The 18659-nt window shown below is 51.8% G+C and carries 17 protein-coding genes; 16 read left to right on the plus strand and 1 reads right to left on the minus strand.

What is annotated here, in order from left to right; all coding sequences use genetic code 11:
* Window positions 1-28 precede the first annotated feature (28 nt).
* The 3 genes from recO to acpS are packed head-to-tail and all read left to right on the plus strand — an operon-like array spanning window position 29 to window position 1839.
* Window positions 29-724, plus strand: a complete 696-nt coding sequence (gene recO, locus C7A19_RS09075) for a DNA repair protein RecO (RefSeq protein ID WP_069363455.1) — start codon at window positions 29-31, stop codon at window positions 722-724.
* A 2-nt stretch (window positions 725-726) separates the two neighbouring features.
* A complete protein-coding gene (gene pdxJ / locus C7A19_RS09080) occupies window positions 727-1458 on the plus strand; it encodes a pyridoxine 5'-phosphate synthase (protein WP_069363456.1) in 732 nt (243 codons plus the stop codon).
* Window positions 1459-1839 carry a holo-ACP synthase gene (gene acpS, locus C7A19_RS09085; protein WP_116644735.1) on the plus strand — a complete coding sequence of 127 codons (381 nt, stop codon included), beginning with the start codon at window positions 1459-1461 and terminating at the stop codon, window positions 1837-1839.
* An 85-nt stretch (window positions 1840-1924) separates the two neighbouring features.
* On the opposite strand, the gene barA is transcribed toward acpS, so the two are convergent.
* Window positions 1925-4690 carry a two-component sensor histidine kinase BarA gene (gene barA / locus C7A19_RS09090; RefSeq protein WP_069363458.1) on the minus strand — a complete coding sequence of 922 codons (2766 nt, stop codon included), beginning with the start codon at window positions 4688-4690 and terminating at the stop codon, window positions 1925-1927.
* Between the two features lie 146 nt (window positions 4691-4836).
* Here barA and rlmD point away from each other — a divergent pair, with 146 nt between their 5' ends.
* The 13 genes from rlmD (at window position 4837) to rpoS (ending at window position 18615) form a co-directional block, all read left to right on the plus strand.
* Entirely contained in the window at window positions 4837-6162 is a 1326-nt protein-coding gene (rlmD, locus tag C7A19_RS09095; RefSeq protein ID WP_116644736.1) for a 23S rRNA (uracil(1939)-C(5))-methyltransferase RlmD, read from the plus strand.
* 82 nt (window positions 6163-6244) lie between these two features.
* The gene (gene relA, locus C7A19_RS09100) at window positions 6245-8461 is read left to right on the plus strand and encodes a GTP diphosphokinase (RefSeq protein ID WP_116644737.1); all 2217 of its coding nucleotides are present in this window, start codon (window positions 6245-6247) and stop codon (window positions 8459-8461) included.
* A gap of 50 nt (window positions 8462-8511) precedes the next feature.
* Window positions 8512-9309 carry a nucleoside triphosphate pyrophosphohydrolase gene (gene mazG / locus C7A19_RS09105; RefSeq protein ID WP_116644738.1) on the plus strand — a complete coding sequence of 266 codons (798 nt, stop codon included), beginning with the start codon at window positions 8512-8514 and terminating at the stop codon, window positions 9307-9309.
* A gap of 151 nt (window positions 9310-9460) precedes the next feature.
* On the plus strand, window positions 9461-11095 hold the full coding sequence (locus C7A19_RS09110; protein WP_077649177.1) for a CTP synthase: 1635 nt from the start codon (window positions 9461-9463) through the stop codon (window positions 11093-11095).
* Window positions 11096-11171: 76 nt separating this feature from the next.
* Entirely contained in the window at window positions 11172-12470 is a 1299-nt protein-coding gene (eno, locus tag C7A19_RS09115) for a phosphopyruvate hydratase (RefSeq protein ID WP_069363463.1), read from the plus strand.
* A 158-nt stretch (window positions 12471-12628) separates the two neighbouring features.
* Window positions 12629-12907, plus strand: a complete 279-nt coding sequence (gene ftsB, locus C7A19_RS09120) for a cell division protein FtsB (RefSeq protein ID WP_046074097.1) — start codon at window positions 12629-12631, stop codon at window positions 12905-12907.
* A gap of 89 nt (window positions 12908-12996) precedes the next feature.
* Window positions 12997-13665 carry a 2-C-methyl-D-erythritol 4-phosphate cytidylyltransferase gene (ispD, locus tag C7A19_RS09125; protein WP_077520998.1) on the plus strand — a complete coding sequence of 223 codons (669 nt, stop codon included), beginning with the start codon at window positions 12997-12999 and terminating at the stop codon, window positions 13663-13665.
* Window positions 13662-14144 carry a 2-C-methyl-D-erythritol 2,4-cyclodiphosphate synthase gene (ispF, locus tag C7A19_RS09130; protein ID WP_069363465.1) on the plus strand — a complete coding sequence of 161 codons (483 nt, stop codon included), beginning with the start codon at window positions 13662-13664 and terminating at the stop codon, window positions 14142-14144. Before ispD ends, ispF begins: the two co-directional genes overlap by 4 nt.
* The gene (truD, locus tag C7A19_RS09135; protein WP_116644739.1) at window positions 14141-15175 is read left to right on the plus strand and encodes a tRNA pseudouridine(13) synthase TruD; all 1035 of its coding nucleotides are present in this window, start codon (window positions 14141-14143) and stop codon (window positions 15173-15175) included. The genes ispF and truD overlap by 4 nt, the downstream gene beginning before the upstream one ends.
* Window positions 15159-15896 carry a 5'/3'-nucleotidase SurE gene (gene surE / locus C7A19_RS09140; RefSeq protein WP_069363467.1) on the plus strand — a complete coding sequence of 246 codons (738 nt, stop codon included), beginning with the start codon at window positions 15159-15161 and terminating at the stop codon, window positions 15894-15896. Before truD ends, surE begins: the two co-directional genes overlap by 17 nt.
* An 85-nt stretch (window positions 15897-15981) precedes the next feature.
* A complete protein-coding gene (locus C7A19_RS09145; RefSeq protein WP_116644740.1) occupies window positions 15982-16602 on the plus strand; it encodes a protein-L-isoaspartate(D-aspartate) O-methyltransferase in 621 nt (206 codons plus the stop codon).
* Between the two features lie 34 nt (window positions 16603-16636).
* Window positions 16637-17539, plus strand: a complete 903-nt coding sequence (locus C7A19_RS09150; protein WP_069363469.1) for a peptidoglycan DD-metalloendopeptidase family protein — start codon at window positions 16637-16639, stop codon at window positions 17537-17539.
* 101 nt (window positions 17540-17640) lie between these two features.
* Window positions 17641-18615: an RNA polymerase sigma factor RpoS gene (rpoS, locus tag C7A19_RS09155; RefSeq protein WP_046074104.1), complete on the plus strand. Its 975-nt coding sequence runs from the start codon at window positions 17641-17643 to the stop codon at window positions 18613-18615.
* The last annotated feature ends 44 nt before the right edge of the window (window positions 18616-18659 follow it).

The following is an 18659-nucleotide window of genomic DNA, read 5'->3' on the forward strand; positions in this document are numbered from 1 at the left end:
TTCCAGTCGCGATGCGAGGAGGGATTGAGTGGACGGGTTTCAACGCGGCTTTGTATTGCATACACGCCCTTACAGTGAATCCAGTCTGCTTTTGGATATCTTTTCTGAGCACGAGGGGCGCGTTACTCTGCTTGCCAAAGGAGCACGTCGGCCACGCTCGGCGATAAGAGGAGCCTTGCAGCCTTTTACCCCTTTGCTGCTCAAATGGGGCGGACGTGGTGAACTGCGCACCTTACGCAGTGCCGAAGCCACAGGTCTCGCCCTGCCGTTGTCAGGCAATGCCCTGTATTCCGGCTTCTACCTCAACGAGCTGGTAATGCGTGTATTGGAGCCTCACACGCCTTATCCCGCGCTATTTCATGACTATGTGACCGCACTGACCCAGCTGGCTCGCTACAATAATCCCGAGCCAGCCCTGCGTTGTTTTGAGCTCGCGGTGTTAGAAGCATTGGGCTATGGGGTTGATTTTCTTCATTGTGCTGGCAGCGGTGACCCGATTAACGATAACATGACGTACTTATATCGCGAGCAGCAAGGCTTTGTGGCATCGATCATGAAAAGCCAACACCGACAATTTACGGGGGCCGATCTACGTGCATTAGCGATGCGTCACTTTGAGACGGTCGAACAGCTACGTGCCGCCAAGCGTTTTACGCGTATGGCGCTTAAGCCCTACCTTGGCCCCAAGCCGCTCAAAAGCAGAGAATTGTTTAGAAGGAAATAATCATGGATAAAATCTACTTGGGTGTGAACATTGACCACATCGCGACCGTGCGCAATGCGCGTGGCACCGCGTATCCGGATCCGGTTCATGCTGCTGAGTTGGCAGAGCGTGCAGGCGCGGCCGGGATCACGGTTCACTTGCGTGAAGATCGCCGCCACATCACTGATCGTGATGTTCGTTTGCTCAAAGAAACCTTGCAAACCCGGATGAACTTGGAAATGGCGGTCACCGATGAAATGGTCGAGATAGCGTTGGAGACCCAGCCAGAATTTGTTTGTTTGGTGCCTGAAAAACGTGAAGAGCTGACCACCGAAGGTGGCCTCGATGTCGCGGGCCAGCTGGATAAAGTCAAAGCGGCGACCCAAACATTGACGGACGCAGGGATTAAAGTGTCTTTATTTATCGATGCTGACCGTAAGCAAATTGAAGCCGCTCACCAGTGTGGAGCGCCGTTTATTGAACTACACACGGGGCATTATGCCGATGCTGCGACCGACAATGATCGCCAAGCCGAGCTGAAGAAAATTTCCGCGGCCGCCAGTTATGCGGTCGATTTGGGGATCAAAGTGAATGCCGGTCATGGCTTAACCTACCATAATGTCACCCCGATTGCGGCGATGCCAGAAATGCATGAACTGAATATCGGTCACGCCATCATTGGCCGTGCCATGTTTGATGGTTTGCAAAAAGCCGTCGCGGACATGAAAGCGATCATGGAAGCGGCGCGTCGATAAATGGCGATAGCAGGGATTGGCACAGACATCGTTGAGATTGCGCGTGTTGAGAGAGTGCTCGCGCGTCAACCACGTTTTGCCGCCAGGATCTTGACCGAGCCTGAGCAAGCCAATCTAGCGTGCCATCACGCGCCCGGCCGTTTCCTGGCTAAGCGCTTTGCCGCCAAAGAAGCCGCTGCCAAGGCGCTGGGCACCGGTATTGCTGACGGCGTGACATTTCACGATTTTACCATTACCAATCAGGCTTCGGGCCAGCCGACATTGCACTTTTCGGGCCGCGCGGCTGAATTGGCGCAGGCGCGTGGTATCGCACATTACTGGCTGACGCTATCCGATGAAAAAGCGTATGCTATCGCGCATGTGGTGTTAGAGCGCGCATAATCTTACTGCCTATAAGGTGACACTTCACGCGGTGTGACTTTGGGTGTGTTGAGGTGGGCCTTTCCGGGCCCACTGCCATCCTCTTTTAGTCGTTTTGTGAGGCATCCAAGTATTGTGGTGCCAACTGTTCAATGTGCGCAATTTCATCTTGCAGCTCTAACAGCTCTGGCTCAATGGTGGCAATATCCGCCCCGGCTTTCAATTGAGTCTCTAGCTCATGACATAAGCTTTTTAGCTGCGGGACACCGCTATACGCGCAACTCCCATGGAGCTTGTGAATAGCGTGCCATAACGGATCCGTCTCTAACTCTCCCGCCAATGCTTGCTCAACCGCCTCGTTTACCGACTCAAACGAGGCAAGCAGCATGGCGAGCATTTCTTTGGCCAAGTCGGTTTTCCCTGCTGCTTGATGCAGTGCCCGTTGCCAATCTAGGTGTCGTGCACTTTGGTCTTGGCTCGCTGAAGGACTTGGAGATGGCACGCTCTGCGCTTGAGAAGCCGCGTCATCAAGGTGCAGCCAGCGTGCGAGGGTACTCTCCAGCATGGCTTCTTCAATCGGCTTGGTAAGATAATCATCCATTCCCGCCTCGAGCAGTCGCTCACGCTCTCCGGGCATCGCGTGGGCGGTGACGGCAATAATCGGTGTTTGTTGATTGAATCCCGCTTTACGAATTTCTTGGCTGGCGGTGACACCGTCCATTTCTGGCATCTGGATGTCCATCAAAATAATGTCAAACGCTTGCTGGTGGGCAAGCGCGACCGCTTTGACTCCGTCTTCTGCGGTGATCACCTTCTCGACCCGTTCGGCGAGCAAGGCAGTGATCAGCTTTAAGTTGGCTGGATTATCATCGACGGTCATCACCGTATAAGGCGCTTTTTGTGATGCACTGGGTTTGGGCAGAGGAAGCGGCGTGGCGTCAGGCGAGCCGATTAATGCCTCCAACAGCTTACGTTGTGGAATAGGTTTGGCAATACAAGCGCTTACCCCGGCTTTTAAGAGATGCTCAGAGGCTTCTAGTTCCGTGGTAGGCAAACACACCACCACGGATTGTGCTTGCTGCTCGCAGACCTGTACCGCTTGTTGCATCGCATCCAGATCCGGCATGCTTCCCGCGTCGAAACAGAGCAGGGCAAAGTGATAATGACGGTCTGTCAGCACATTGGTGCCAGATGCGGTGTCCACATTCAGCCCCACTTGCGTCAGTCGCTTGCGCAAAATCTCGCGGGTACGCGCATTCGGCTCAACGATCACGATGTCGCGCCCCACCAAGGGTTCAATGTCAAGCGGCTGTGACACTGGCAAATCGGTTTGGGTGAGCTGCAAGGTAAACCAGAAACTTGAGCCTTGGTGTAGACGACTGGTAAAGCCAATATCGCCGCCCATTTGCTGGACCAGCTTCTGTGTGATCACCAGGCCAAGGCCGGTTCCCCCATAGCGGCGTGAGATACTGGCGTCCGCCTGCCTAAAGGCTTGGAAAAGCTGTGCTTGCTGGCGTTCGGAAATGCCAATACCGGTATCTTTCACCATGAGCTGTAATTCGACAGTTTCATCGTGAAGTTGCTTGAGATCGACACTGACATCAATATTCCCGCGTTCAGTAAACTTGGCGGCATTCCCAATCAGGTTTATCAGTACTTGTTGAATACGGAGTGGATCGCCCACAGCTCCGGTGGGAATGCGCGCATCGGTGCGTAGGGTAAGTTCTAACCCTTTCTCGTGTGCCATTGGCGCAAGCAGGCGCATCACTTCATCAAGCATGTCCTGAACATCAAAGGGAATATTTTCCAGCAGCAATTTACCTGCTTCTAACTTAGAGAAATCAAGGATGTCATTGATGATGGTGAGCAGGTTGTTGGCCGACTTTTCAATGGTGAGCAAGTAGTCACGCTGGCTGCTGCTGAGCTCAGTTTTGAGCATTTGACGGGTAAAGCCAATCACCCCGTTTAGAGGGGTACGCAGCTCGTGAGACATGTTGGCCAAAAATTCGGATTTTACCCGCGCCGCTTCTTGCGCATTTTTCTTGGCGATATCGAGTTCAACGTTTTGAATTTCTAGCTGTTCGAGGGTTTCGCGCAGATCACAGGTTGCTTGGTCAATGCTTTGCTGCATTTCTAAGTGGTACTCTGACAACGAAATCGCCATCGCATTAATGCCGTTTTTCAAGGTATCCAACTCACCGAGCAGCTCACCTTCAATCCGGACATCAAGATGGCCGCGCCGAATTCTATCGACCAAGGTCACCATGTTACCAATCGGGTGGGTGACATCCGCAATTAAGCGATAGGCAAAAAAGCACGACAATATCCCGCCTAAAGCAACCATCACCAGTGCAGTGATCATCTCTTGGTATTGCTTTAATCGCACCGAACTTAAATCCAGCTCCATGGCTATATAGCCCAGCGGGCGCTCAACATTGAGCCCGGGGGTAAACCGACCAATCTCCAAAATGGGGGCGCGCAGAATCAAGGTATCCTGCTGTTGGCTTATCTGCAGTTGTGTGGGGATGGGTTGGCCACTGTCAACCGAAAGCATGGCCAGATCGCGATGATAGTTCGAGGTGACAAACAGCTCATTGCGACGATCGAACACCGCAATACTGCGCACAAATTGCGAGTGTTGGCGGTGAGCAAAGCCAATCAACCGACGCACATTTTCACGACTATCATTTTTTAACCCCACTTCACTGGCAATCGCCAGCGGCTCAATGATCGCAGAGCCGGTGACAGTGAGTTGTTGCTCGAGGTCTTGGTAGCGGGTGCTGGTAAAAAACGCACTCAGCAGTAAGCCGACAATGAGGGTCGGAGCGATGGTCAGAACGGAGACACGGGTGCGGAGGCCATATTTGGTCATGCTAGATAAACTATGGGAAAATAATCACGACATTTAGCCGCCAGTGTACATGATTCAATCACAAAATAGTCAGCGAACTATCACAACTCCCACTGGCAGGATCTCTTGACTGGCTTGATGACAAGCTTTTAACACTGGAATAAATCATGGCGCGCTTTTTTAAGCCCGAGAAAAAGAAAAAGGTTGAGCAAAAGCATCAACTACTGACGATAAAACGCCTGGATCATCATGGTGACGGTGTCGGTTTTTGGCAGAAAAAGCCTGTCTTTGTCCCAGGCACCTTACCCGGCGAACAAGCCTTGGTGCAATTGACCGAGCAAAAGCGCCAATATGCGCGCGGTCAGCTTATTAAGTTGGATAGCCATGCGGCGCAGCGCGTGGAGCCTGGTTGCCCGCTCTATCAGCAATGTGGCGGTTGCAGCCTGCAGCACTTGAGTCATCAAGGGCAGGTGGCGCACAAGCAGCAAGCGCTGAATGAATTAATGCAAAAATTTGCCGGTGATGAGATCACGCTGTCAATGCCGATAGAGGATGCGCCGTGGCATTATCGCCGCCGTGCGCGTATCAGCTTACAAGTTGATAAAAAAGGCGCATTGGCAATGGGCTTTCGTGCGCGTCAGCGCAGCGCCATTATCGATGTCAGTCATTGCCCGGTGTTGAGCGAGCCATTAAATCACATCTTGGCTGGATTACGCGCCTGTTTAGATAGCTTGCGTGGTCGCCGAATTTTAGGCCATTTGGATCTTATCGAAGCCGATAATACACGTGTGGTGTCGCTACGCACCACCAAGGTTTTACACAGTGATGACCACCATACCTTAATGGAATGGGCGCAGGCACAAGATTGCACACTGTATTTGCACCAAGGTGATAGGGATGCCGAGCGTTTGACGGGGCCTGCCCCCTACTATCAAGTGGCTGGTTGCCAATTGGCGTTTGCCCCCAGTGACTTTATTCAGGTGAACGCTAGGGTCAATCAACAAATGGTGGCGCAGGCACGCGAGTGGTTAGCACTGGAGCAAGACGATCGCGTGTTGGATCTTTTTTGTGGCTTGGGTAACTTTAGTGTGCCGATGGCTCAGCATGTTAACCAAGTGGTTGGCGTTGAAGGCGTACAGGCGATGGTTAATCAAGCGGCGGATAACGCAGCGGCCAACCAGTGTGATAACGCCTCTTTTTATCAAGCCGATTTAAACAGCGACCAGCTGATGGGTGAGTGGGTGCAACAGGATTTTACCAAAATCTTACTCGATCCGGCACGCGCAGGGGCTGCTGGTGTCATAGACTTTGTGGCACAATCTAATGCTTCACATATTGTTTATGTGTCTTGTAATCCAGCCACGTTGGCACGTGATGCACGTGTACTGCTCGATAACGGCTATCAGTTAGTGAAGCTGGGTATGTTGGATATGTTTCCACAAACAGGACACATGGAGTCGATGGCCTTGTTTATGCCGGTAAAGAAAAAATAGGCATCAATAAGCGTGGCCCTTGTGGCCGATCGATACGGATACGCCTCTCTGGTCAGTTTGAGAGATAAGGATAGGAACGGTTATGGTTGCGGTACGAGAAGCCCACCTACATGAAAACGAAGCGTTTGAACTCAGCACTTGGGTAAAGCGGTTAGGGCAAGACGCATCGACCACCCAAGCGCTGGTGGATGCTTACCAATACTGCCGAGCATTGAGCGAGGAGGAGTCAGATCTTAGCCAACCATTGTGGCGTGGCCGAGAGATGATCGAAATTCTCGTCACCTTAAGCATGGATGCCGATACCTTGTTGGCTGCCCTGTTCTTTCCCGTGGTGGAAGCCAGGCTCGTCAGTCTAGAGACCCTTGCTGACACCTATTCGACGTCGATTGTTTCCCTGATTGAAGGGGTGCAACAGACGGCCGCTATCCGTCACTTAAACACCCAAACTGAGACAGAAGCAACCTCGTCTCAGGTCGACAATGTTAGGCGTATGCTGTTGTCGATGGTGGAAGATTTTCGCTGCGTGGTAATAAAACTGGCGGAGCGTATCTGTTACTTGCGTGAGGTGAAAGATGCCTCGGAATCGGTTCGCCAACAAGCGGCAAAAGAAAGTGCGAACATCTACGCTCCTTTGGCCAACCGGTTAGGGATTGGCCAGTTAAAGTGGGAGTTGGAAGACTACGCATTCCGTTACCAGCATGCGCAAACCTACAAACAAATCGCCAAGCAACTCGCGGAAAGGCGTATTGATCGTGAACACTACATCACTGATTTTGTCGACGATCTGCAGCAGGCGATGGAAGCGTCCAACATTAATGCGCAAGTCTATGGCCGCCCTAAACACATTTACAGTATTTGGCGCAAAATGCAGAAAAAGAACCTGCAATTTGACGAGTTGTTTGACGTGCGTGCGGTACGCATCATCGCTGAAGAGCTACAAGACTGTTACGCCGCATTGGGGGCGGTGCACACCAAATTCCGCCATCTACCCAAAGAGTTTGATGACTACGTCGCTAATCCGAAACCGAATGGTTATCAATCCATCCATACCGTGGTGTTAGGGCCGGAAGGTAAACCGGTAGAAATTCAAATCCGCACCAAGCAAATGCACGATGATGCAGAGCTTGGGGTTGCGGCACACTGGAAGTACAAAGAAGGGGCGGCCAGTGGTCGCAGTGGGTACGACGAGAAAATTACCTGGCTGCGTAAACTGTTGGCATGGCAGGAAGAAATGTCAGACTCGGGGGAAATGCTCGATGAATTGCGCAGCCAAGTGTTTGACGATCGCGTCTATGCCTTTACTCCTCGCGGTGATGTGGTGGACTTGCCCAGCGGTGCCACACCGTTGGATTTTGCTTACCATATTCACTCCGAGGTCGGGCATCGGTGTATCGGTGCCAAAGTGGAAGGGCGTATTGTTCCGTTCACCTATCACCTTCAAATGGGCGATCAGGTAGAGATCATTACCCAAAAAGAGCCCAACCCCTCGCGAGACTGGCTGAATCCCAGCCACGGCTTTGTGAATTCCAGCCGGGCACGTGCCAAAATTAATGCCTGGTTCCGCAAACAAGATAAAGACAAGAACATTGCCGCGGGTAAAGAGATCTTGGATACCGAGCTGCAAAAAATTGGCGGTACCAGTAAAGATGCAAACTTGGCGCTAAAACGCTTTAACGTGAATACCTTAGATGAATTATACGCTGGGATAGGTAGCGGCGATTTGCGCATTAATCAGGTGGTTAACCATATCAATGGCCTGATTAACAAGCCAAGCTTGGAAGAAGAAGAACAGCAGCTATTAGAAAAACTACAACAAAGTGAGCAAAAGCCGAATACGGGCAAGGCACACCGTGATGCAGTGGTGGTTGAAGGGGTCGATAACCTCATGACTCACTTGGCGCGTTGTTGTCAGCCACTACCGGGTGATGAGATCAAAGGTTTTGTTACTCAAGGGCGAGGCATTTCTGTGCACCGCGCTGATTGTGAGCAACTCAACGAACTGAGTCACCACGCGCCCGAGCGCATTATTGCCACGGTTTGGGGCAAAGGGCACATTGGCCAATACCATGTGCGGATCCGCTTATCTGCCAATGAGCGCACCGGGTTGGTGAAAGATATCAATACCGTGTTGAGCAATGAGAAAGCACGCGTAGCGGGCATGCAAAGTCGCGTGGATTATAAAAAGCAAATGTCTATCATGGATTTTGATTTAGAAATCTCCGATCTCGACACCCTGAGCCGCGTGGTTAACCGGCTTGAACAAGTGAAAGACGTGGTTGAGGCTAAACGTCTTCGCTAATTATTTCTCGCCCTGTCTCGACAGGGCGTTTTTTTAGAAGGAACACTTTCATGGCAGCCATCGAGCAATTACTGACCATCATGACCACCTTACGTGATCCAGACAACGGCTGTGAGTGGGATAGGGCGCAGACTGCTGACACCATCGTGCCGCATACGCTAGAAGAAGCCTATGAAGTCGCGGATGCGATTGAGCGTGAAAACTGGTCAGACCTAAAAGATGAGCTGGGGGACTTACTTTTTCAAATTGTGTTCTACAGTCAATTGGGGCGGGAAAAAAACCAATTTGACTTTGAGGATGTGGTGCGTGGCATTTGTGACAAACTCATCCGTCGTCATCCTCATGTTTTTGGTCCCAAAGATGCGCAGGGAAAGCCTTTAATGGCACCAGATTGGGAAGGTATCAAAGCGAAAGAGCGCGCCGAGAGCGCAGCCTCTATGCAACCGCAAAGTGTGCTGGATGGGGTGACTCAAGGACTACCCGCTTTAACAAGAGCGCACAAATTGCAAAAGCGTTGTGCACGAGTGGGCTTTGATTGGCCGACGGTGGCCCCTGTGATAGATAAAGTGCAGGAAGAGATTGCAGAGGTTGAGCAAGAACTGGCGCAAGCCTCTGTTGATCAGGCGCGTGTGGATGAAGAAGTCGGGGATTTGTTATTCGCGGTGGTGAATTTGGCGCGCCATCTGGGGACGGATGCCGAGCACGCGTTGCGCCGTGCCAACCAAAAGTTTGAAGCTCGCTTTCGTGGTGTTGAAAAGCACTTACGTGATAATGAAAAAAATATTCAACAATGTCAGCTAGATGAACTAGAATCGGCGTGGCAGGCCGTCAAAAAGGCGAATAAGTAAATATCCTGTAATTGGCATAATTGATTTGTGACAATTAAAAACACCAGGGTGTGTGGTAGCTTTCACATTGTGGGAGTCAGTGGGGTCTGGTATCATAATATCCCGTCCAGAACTTCATTAATTTCCTCTAAATCCAACTCTCAGGTTTAGCATGACGACGAACTACATTTTTGTTACGGGCGGTGTTGTATCCTCCCTCGGTAAGGGTATTGCTGCAGCCTCATTAGCAGCCATTCTTGAAGCGCGTGGCCTCAATGTCACCATCATGAAACTCGACCCTTATATTAACGTGGATCCAGGGACAATGAGCCCTACCCAGCACGGAGAAGTATTCGTCACGGAAGACGGCGCAGAGACCGACCTTGACCTCGGTCACTATGAGCGCTTTATTCGCACCAAAATGACCAAGCGTAATAACTTTACCTCTGGTCGTGTGTATGCGGATGTACTGCGCAAAGAGCGCCGTGGAGATTACCTGGGAGCTACCATTCAGGTGATTCCGCACATCACCAATTCAATCAAAGACCGCATCATCGCCGGTGGTGAAGGTCACGATATTGCGATTGTGGAAATCGGCGGTACCGTCGGTGATATAGAGTCGCTGCCATTTTTGGAAGCGATTCGCCAGCTGACGGTGGACGTTGGCCGCGAGCGTGCGATGTTTATGCACCTGACTCTGGTGCCTTATCTGGCGGCAGCAGGTGAAGTGAAAACCAAGCCAACTCAGCATTCGGTAAAAGAACTACTCTCAATTGGTATCCAGCCTGATGTGCTGGTATGCCGTAGTGAGCGTCCGATCCCGGCTAATGAGCGCGCGAAAATTGCGCTGTTCTGTAATGTGGCAGAAAAAGCCGTGATCACCATGAAAGACGTAGATTCTATCTACAAAATCCCATCACTTATTCGCTCTCAAGGCCTGGATGATCTGGTTTGTAATCGTTTTGGCATTGAAGCGGCGGAAGCTGACCTGTCAGAGTGGGAGCAAGTGAGCTACGAAGAAGCCAATCCTATGGGCGAAGTGACCATTGGTATGGTGGGCAAATACATCGAGCTGCCGGATGCGTATAAGTCCGTCAACGAAGCCTTGAAACACGGTGGGTTGAAAAACCGTCTCACCGTCAACATCAAGTATGTAGACTCGCAAGATCTTGAAACACGCGGCTCAGAAATGCTGCAAGATTTGGATGCTATCTTGGTACCCGGTGGATTTGGTGACCGAGGTGTGGAAGGTAAAATCCTGGCAGCAAAATATGCCCGTGAAAACAAACTGCCTTACTTGGGTATCTGCCTTGGTATGCAAGTCGCTCTGATTGAATACGCGCGCAATGTCGCGGGGATGGAAGGGGCAAACTCGACCGAGTTTAACAAAGAGAGCAAATACCCGGTGGTGGGACTGATCACTGAGTGGGTCGATGAAGAAGGGAAAGTGGAAGAGCGCAGTGAAACCTCTGATCTTGGCGGGACCATGCGCCTTGGTGCTCAACTTTGCCACCTTGCCGAAGGCTCTAAAGCCCATCAGCTTTATGGCAACACGCAAATTCACGAGCGTCATCGCCACCGTTATGAAGTTAACAACTTATTGCGTCCGCAGCTAGAAAAAGCGGGGCTGTCAATCTCAGGCCTGTCTGCGGATAAAAAGCTGGTGGAAATCATTGAAAACCCTGAGCACCCTTGGTTTGTTGCGTGCCAGTTCCACCCAGAGTTCACGTCGACACCACGTGATGGCCACCCACTGTTTGCCGGATTCGTTGCGGCGGCAGGCAAAAAACAGCGCGGTGAGCTATAAACGAGATTCGAGCGGTCGCCTGAAAATGGGCAGCCGCTTTTATTTTTAAAAACAATGACAGACGAGAGGAATCACAATGTCTAAGATCGTTAAAGTTCTAGGCCGTGAAATCATTGATTCACGCGGTAACCCAACCGTTGAAGCAGAAGTCCATCTAGAAGGTGGCTTCGTCGGTATGGCGGCAGCACCTTCAGGTGCATCAACGGGTTCTCGCGAAGCGCTAGAACTGCGTGATGGTGACAAGTCACGTTTCATGGGTAAAGGCGTTCTAAAAGCGATTGAAGCGGTTAACGGTCCAATCGCCGAAGCCCTACAAGGCAAAGATGCGAAAGCCCAAGCCGATATCGACCAAGTGATGATCGATCTCGACGGTACCGATAACAAGTCTAAATTCGGTGCCAACGCTATCTTGGCGGTGTCTCTGGCTAACGCGAAAGCAGCCGCGGCGGCGAAAGGCATGCCTTTGTTTGAGCACATTGCTGAACTCAACGGCACAGCCGGTCAGTTCTCAATGCCTCTGCCAATGATGAACATCCTTAACGGTGGTGAGCACGCGGATAACAACGTTGATATCCAAGAGTTCATGATCCAGCCTGTGGGTGCGAAAACCCTGAAAGAAGCACTGCGCATCGGTGCGGAAGTATTCCATAACCTCGCAAAAGTACTGAAAGCCAAAGGCCTAAGTACAGCCGTAGGTGACGAAGGTGGTTTTGCACCGAACCTAGATTCAAACGCCGCTGCACTGGCCGCGATTAAAGAAGCGGTCGAGCAAGCAGGCTACGAGCTAGGTAAAGACATCACCCTCGCGATGGACTGTGCGGCGTCTGAGTTCTATGACAAAGAGCAAGGCATCTACAACATGAAGGGTGAAGGTAAAACCTTCTCTTCAGAAGAGTTTAACCACTACTTGGCGAAACTGGCTGAAGAATACCCAATCGTGTCTATCGAAGATGGCCTCGACGAGTCTGACTGGGACGGCTTTAAGCACCAAACTGAACTGCTGGGTGACAAACTCCAGCTCGTCGGTGATGATCTGTTTGTAACCAACACCAAGATCCTTAAAGAAGGTATCGACAAAGGTGTCGCGAACTCTATCTTGATCAAATTCAACCAAATCGGTTCTCTGACCGAAACGCTGGCGGCGATCAAGATGGCGAAAGACGCAGGCTACACAGCCGTGATCTCTCACCGTTCAGGTGAAACTGAAGACGCCACCATCGCTGACTTGGCGGTTGGTACGGCTGCAGGCCAAATCAAAACCGGTTCGATGAGCCGTTCTGATCGTGTGGCTAAGTACAACCAGCTCATCCGCATTGAAGACGCGCTGGGTGAAAAAGCACCATTTAATGGTCTAAAAGAAGTGAAAGGCCAATAATCGGCACGTAAGCACTTTTTGCCAAAAAGCCGTCCCGTTTAACGGGGCGGCTTTTTTCATTTAGGAAAACCATGACACCAGCCAGCGGATCCGCTAGCCTATGCGGTTAGTCAATCAGGGTGTGAATACCCTGAGCCGATATTGGAAGGAGTACAGGTATGAGGCTGCTATCGGTTGCACTGTTTCTCACGCTGGTGTGGCTGCAGTATGAACTGTGGCTGGGTAAAAATGGCGTGACAGACTATTGGCAAATTGAAGCCAATGTCGCCGTACAGCAACAAGCCAACCAAAAACTCGTTAAGCGTAACCAGCAAATGTACGCAGAAATTGCCGATTTGAAGCGTGGGCAAGAAGCGATTGAAGAGCGCGCCCGCAATGAGCTGGGCATGATAAAGCCGGACGAGACCTTTTTCCGATTAGTCGATAAATCCCAGTAACTGACAGCCGTTGCTGGCGGTACAACCAAAGAAGATAACTTGTGGTCGAACAACCCCCTTTGCAGCACAACACCGCTTTACAACCCGGAATAAGCGCCGTGGTCCCTGCCGCAGGTGTCGGCAGCAGGATGCAAGCTAGCTGCCCGAAACAATACCTCCCTCTCGCCGGCAAAATGCTGATTGAGCATACGGTTGAGCGTTTGCTCTCTCACCCTGCCGTGGCTGACGTGATCATCGCCATTGGTGCGGACGATCGCTACTTTGCGGACACTCGCTTGAGTGAGCGTCCAAATGTGCGTGTTGTCTTGGGTGGAGCAACGCGTGCCGCGTCGGTGCAAGCTGGACTCGACGTGGTCAATACGCAATGGGTGATGGTGCATGATGCCGCACGCCCTTGCGTGTCGCATGCCGATATCGATGCCTTGATTAAACAGGCGCAATCTCACCCCGATGGCGCTTTGCTCGCCGCGCCGGTTAGAGACACCATGAAGCGTGCAGACGCGCAAGGACAGGTGGCGCATACGGTTGAGCGAGCGGCGCTTTGGCATGCATTGACCCCGCAAATGTTTTTAACTCACTTGCTTATAGACGCCCTCGCGAAAGCCGGTGAACAAGTGACGGATGAGGCGTCTGCCGTTGAAGCCCTCGGAGGGAAGCCGGTATTGGTCCCTGCCAGTGCCAGTAACATTAAAGTCACTCATCCCGAGGATAAGTGGCTGGCCGAGTTTTACCTTTCACAACAAGAAGGCAAATCATGATTCGAATTGGACATGGGTTCGATGTACACAAATTTGGCGGAGACGGCCCTGTCATTATCGGCGGGGTCAGTGTCCCTTATGCGCAAGGTTTGGTCGCGCACTCAGACGGTGATGTGGCGCTTCATGCACTGTGTGATGCCCTGCTGGGCGCGATAGCGGCGGGCGATATCGGTCAACATTTTCCCGACACCAGTGACGAATGGAAAGGTGCCGACAGCCGTGTGCTTCTTCGCGATGTATACAGCAAAGTACGCCGAAAAGGGTATCAATTAGGCAACGCTGATATCACTATTATCGCCCAAGCGCCGAAAATGGGCCCACATATCGACGCCATGCGTGAAGCCATCGCCAGTGATTTGTGTGTGACGGTAGATGCGGTTAACGTCAAAGCCACCACCTCTGAGCGTTTGGGCTTTACCGGACGCAAAGAGGGCATTGCTTGTGAGGCGGTGGTGCTATTAAACAAAGAGGCCGTATGACAGACTTACTCGCGCCCTTGGCTTACTTACATGGCCAACCAACACAGCCAGGCACTTTAAAAGCGTCACCGGACGATTTTATTGTCTCGGAGTCCCTAGGCTTCACCCCATCAGGTCAAGGCGAGCACTTTTTAGTGCGGATTAAAAAGTGTGGTGAAAATACCAAATACGTGGCCAATGAGCTGGCAAAAGCCTGTGGGGTTAGCTCGCGACAAGTGAGCTGGGCGGGCCTTAAAGATCGTCACGCCGTGACTGAGCAATGGTTCAGTGTTCACCTGCCAGGCAAAGCGGATCCGGACTTAGCGGCGTTCGTCGAAAACCACCCAGGCGTTGTGAGCATTGAAGGGACAGCCCGCCATCAGCATAAATTGCGTCCTGGCGATCTGACCGGCAATCAGTTCACGCTCTGTATTCGTGATCTGGCGTCGCCACAGGCTTTAGTGCCGCGGCTAGAGGCTATCGCAAAGCAGGGCGTGCCCAATTACTTTGGTGCGCAGCGGTTTGGTCGTGATGGCAATAATGTCGAGATGGCGCGCGCCTGGGGGCGTGGAGAAATAAAAGTCCGTGACAAGAGCAAGCGCAGCTTTTATCTCTCAGCAGCCCGGTCGCTGCTGTTTAATCAGGTGGTGTCTGCACGGATAGAAGCGGGCGTCTTTGCCTCTACCCTGAGTGGCGATCTATGTCTCGATGAACAACAGCAAACCCACTTGGTTGAGCAAGAAGGCCGTCATCAGCCTGGCATTACCGGCCCGTTAACGGGCGACAATGCGTTACCCACCGAGGGGCAAGCACAGGACTTTGAGCAAGCGGTGGTCGATAAAGAGCCTGAGCTATTAGGCGTGATCCGTGATAATCGCATGCGTCATGACCGTCGTGTGCTGTGTTTACTGCCGCAAGCGATGACCTGGACATACGATGCTGACACCTTAACCGTGCGTTTCTTTTTACCCGCGGGCGCATTTGCCACCGCGGTGATGCGAGAGTTAGTCGTCGCGACCCCACAAGGAGAGCACAATGCGAATATTGATTAGTAACGACGACGGTTATCACGCCCAAGGGATCCAAACCTTGACCGAGGCGTTATCGACCATTGCAGATGTGGTGGTGGCCGCGCCTGATCGCAACTGCTCAGGCGCGTCAAATTCACTCACATTAGAAAACCCCTTGCGCGTGCGCGAACTCGCACCGCAGCGTTATGCGGTTCAGGGGACCCCCACAGACTCGGTGCATTTGGCGCTACGGCAATTGGTGCCCTGGGAGCCTGATTTTGTGATCACTGGGATTAACCATGGTGCTAACCTCGGTGATGATGTGCTTTACTCGGGGACAGTGGCCGCGGCGACAGAGGGCTTTTTCCTGGGCGCGCCGGCTATTGCGGTCTCACTATGTGGCCACCAACACTTTGAGACAGCTGCGCACGTCGTGAAACAATTCTTAGCCAAGAACCAGCGCCATGCCGCGCCCAGTCATCGCCTCATTAATATTAATGTGCCCGATGTGCCAATCGATAGCCTAGAGGGGTGGAAGGTGACACGCCTTGGCGCCCGTCATCACGCCGAAGATGTGATAAAGCAAAGCGATCCACGGGGTAAACCGATATACTGGGTGGGGGCGCCCGGTCAAACCCAAGATGCAGGACCAGGAACCGATTTTCACGCCATTGCGGCGCAATACGTTTCTATAACACCACTGCAGGTAGACTTAACCGCGCATGATACCCTGGGCGTGTTTTCACAATGGTTAAGCGAGTAGTCGGCAGATACGCCATCGTTGGTGAGCCGCATTGAGGCGGCGGCCGTTTCAATAGACTTATACTCAGTGATAAAGGAAGCAGACGTTGAGTCAAGCGCAATCACTTATTCAATTTTTGCAGCAACACGGTGTGACTGACACCCATGTGCTAAACGCCATGCAGGCTGTGCCTCGGCATTTATTTGTCTCTGAAGCCATGACCCACCAAGCTTATGGAAACAATGCGTTACCCATTGGGTGGGGACAAACTATTTCACAACCTTATATCGTGGCTAAGATGACATCATTGCTCAATTTGCGACGCGATAGTCGCATTTTGGAAATTGGCACCGGATCCGGTTATCAAACGGCGGTCCTCGCTAACTTGGTGGATCATGTTTATTCTGTCGAGCGGATCAAGCCACTACAAATGCTAGCCAAACGGCGCTTAAAGCAGCTAGATATTTATAATGTCTCGACAAAACATGGAGATGGTTGGCAAGGGTGGCCGTCGAAGGGCCCCTATGATGCGATCATGGTAACGGCAGCCGCGGCGCACGTGCCCGATGCGTTGTGCGATCAGCTTAATGACGGCGGCGTGATCTTGATTCCGATTGGTGATGATGAGCAAACATTGATGCGCGTCACTCGCCAAGGCACCACTTTTCACACCGAGACGGTTGAATCGGTTAAGTTTGTTCCCCTGGTGGCAGGTGAGCTGGCATAAACTGTCTCAGAGATGGAGCTGTGTTTAAAAACAGATGAAAATCGCGCTTTTTCTTTCACTGCTAGTGGTTATATCTGGTTGCTCTTGGCGAGGGCCGGCGCCGGTATCCAGCGTGACACCCGACTATACCAGTGTCGATAGAGGCAGCTATCGCGGCAGCTATTACGAAGTTAAGAAGGGCGATACCCTCTACTATATCGCTTATATCACGGATCGTGATATCGACGACATCATCGAACACAATAATCTACAGCCCCCCTATACCATTTATCCCGGGCAGACACTGGCGCTGTGGAAGCCCGCCTATCAACGTCCTGACGTGGCTCAATCCACATCAGGCGCGACAAATGTGGCCTCTGCCACGGCGTCAGCTGCAAGCGCGAGCGTGGCAGCATCTTCTTCTAGAAAAGGCGCTAAATCTAGCAAATTCGAGGAAAAAAAGAAGTCAAAAACCGCGAGTGAACGCACAAAAAGCGTTGAATCGGGGTCATCGTCGAGGTACAGTCAACCTAAAGACAAAAGTAAACAAGCTGTTAACAAGCGGACCGCTAGCGCATCTAACCAACAGATCAGCTGGCAATGGCCATCCAGAGGCCGAATGGTGTCCCGATTTTCTAGCACAGAGCGAGGCAATAAGGGCATAGATATTGCTGGACAACGAGGACAGGGCATTCAGGCAGCGGCAGATGGAAAAGTCGTTTACGCCGGAAGCGCACTTCGAGGTTACGGTAAGTTAATAATAGTGAAACACAATGATGATTATCTAAGTGCGTACGCGCACAACGATTCGTTTTATGTTTCAGAAGGCCAAGCTGTCAAAAAGGGGCAGAAAATAGCTTCCATGGGCAGTTCTGGTGCAAACAGTGTTCGGTTGCATTTTGAAATTCGCTACAAAGGAAAATCGGTCAATCCGTTACATTATCTGCCAAAGCGGTAGCACAGGGTAACCAAGGTGATATCGCCGCAGCCACCAATGTGACGGGGCCGGTATAAGCAGAAATGAGTTCTGCTTAGCTGCTACGTCATTAGGGAGGCGCTATGAGCCAAACAAATACCGCAAAGAAACTGGACGGCTTGAACCAAGACGTTGAATTCGACACCGTGGAAGCACAAGCTGACGAGGTGCTCGAAGAAGTCGAAGAGGCAGTACAGCAACAAGCGGCCACTTCAAAGGCCTCTGATGCCACCCAACTCTACCTCAGCGAAATTGGCTTTTCACCGCTGCTTACCGCTGAAGAAGAAGTGCTCTATGCGCGCCGAGCGTTGCGCGGTGACGAGGTTGCTCGCAAGCGTATGATTGAGAGTAACCTTCGCTTGGTGGTGAAAATTTCACGTCGCTATTCTAATCGTGGTTTAGCGCTGCTCGATTTGGTCGAAGAAGGAAATCTTGGCTTGATTCGCGCGGTGGAGAAGTTTGACCCTGAACGCGGCTTCCGCTTTTCAACCTACGCAACCTGGTGGATTCGTCAAACCATTGAACGTGCCATCATGAACCAAACGCGCACCATTCGTCTGCCGATTCACGTCGTCAAAGAGCTGAACGTGTACCTGCGAACCGCGCGCGAGCTGGCACAAAAACTTGACCATGAACCGACCGCTGAAGACATTGCGGCGCAGCTCGATAAGCCGGTAGAAGATGTGAATCGGATGCTTCGTCTCAACGAGCGTATTGGCTCCGTGGATAATCCCATTGGCGGTGATTCGGAAAAAGCCTTGCTAGATATCATCCCAGATGAGAAGCAAGACGGCCCAGAGTACACCACACAAGACGATGACATGAAAAAGTCGATTGTTCAGTGGCTACAAGAGCTTAACCCAAAGCAGCGCGAAGTATTGTCACGGCGTTTCGGGCTTCTGGGTCATGAAGCATCAACGCTGGAAGATGTGGGACGTGAGATTGGCCTAACCCGCGAGCGGGTACGTCAAATCCAGGTGGAAGGGTTACGCCGCCTGCGCGACATGCTGACGCATCAAGGGCTGAGCATCGAATCGCTCTTTAACGTAGAGCAATAATCAGCCTGTTAATGTCGCATCAGTCATAGAGCGAGCATCACAGT

Source organism: Salinivibrio sp. HTSP (assembly GCF_003390965.1).
In the GTDB taxonomy this organism is placed as follows: Bacteria; Pseudomonadota; Gammaproteobacteria; order Enterobacterales; family Vibrionaceae; genus Salinivibrio; species Salinivibrio kushneri.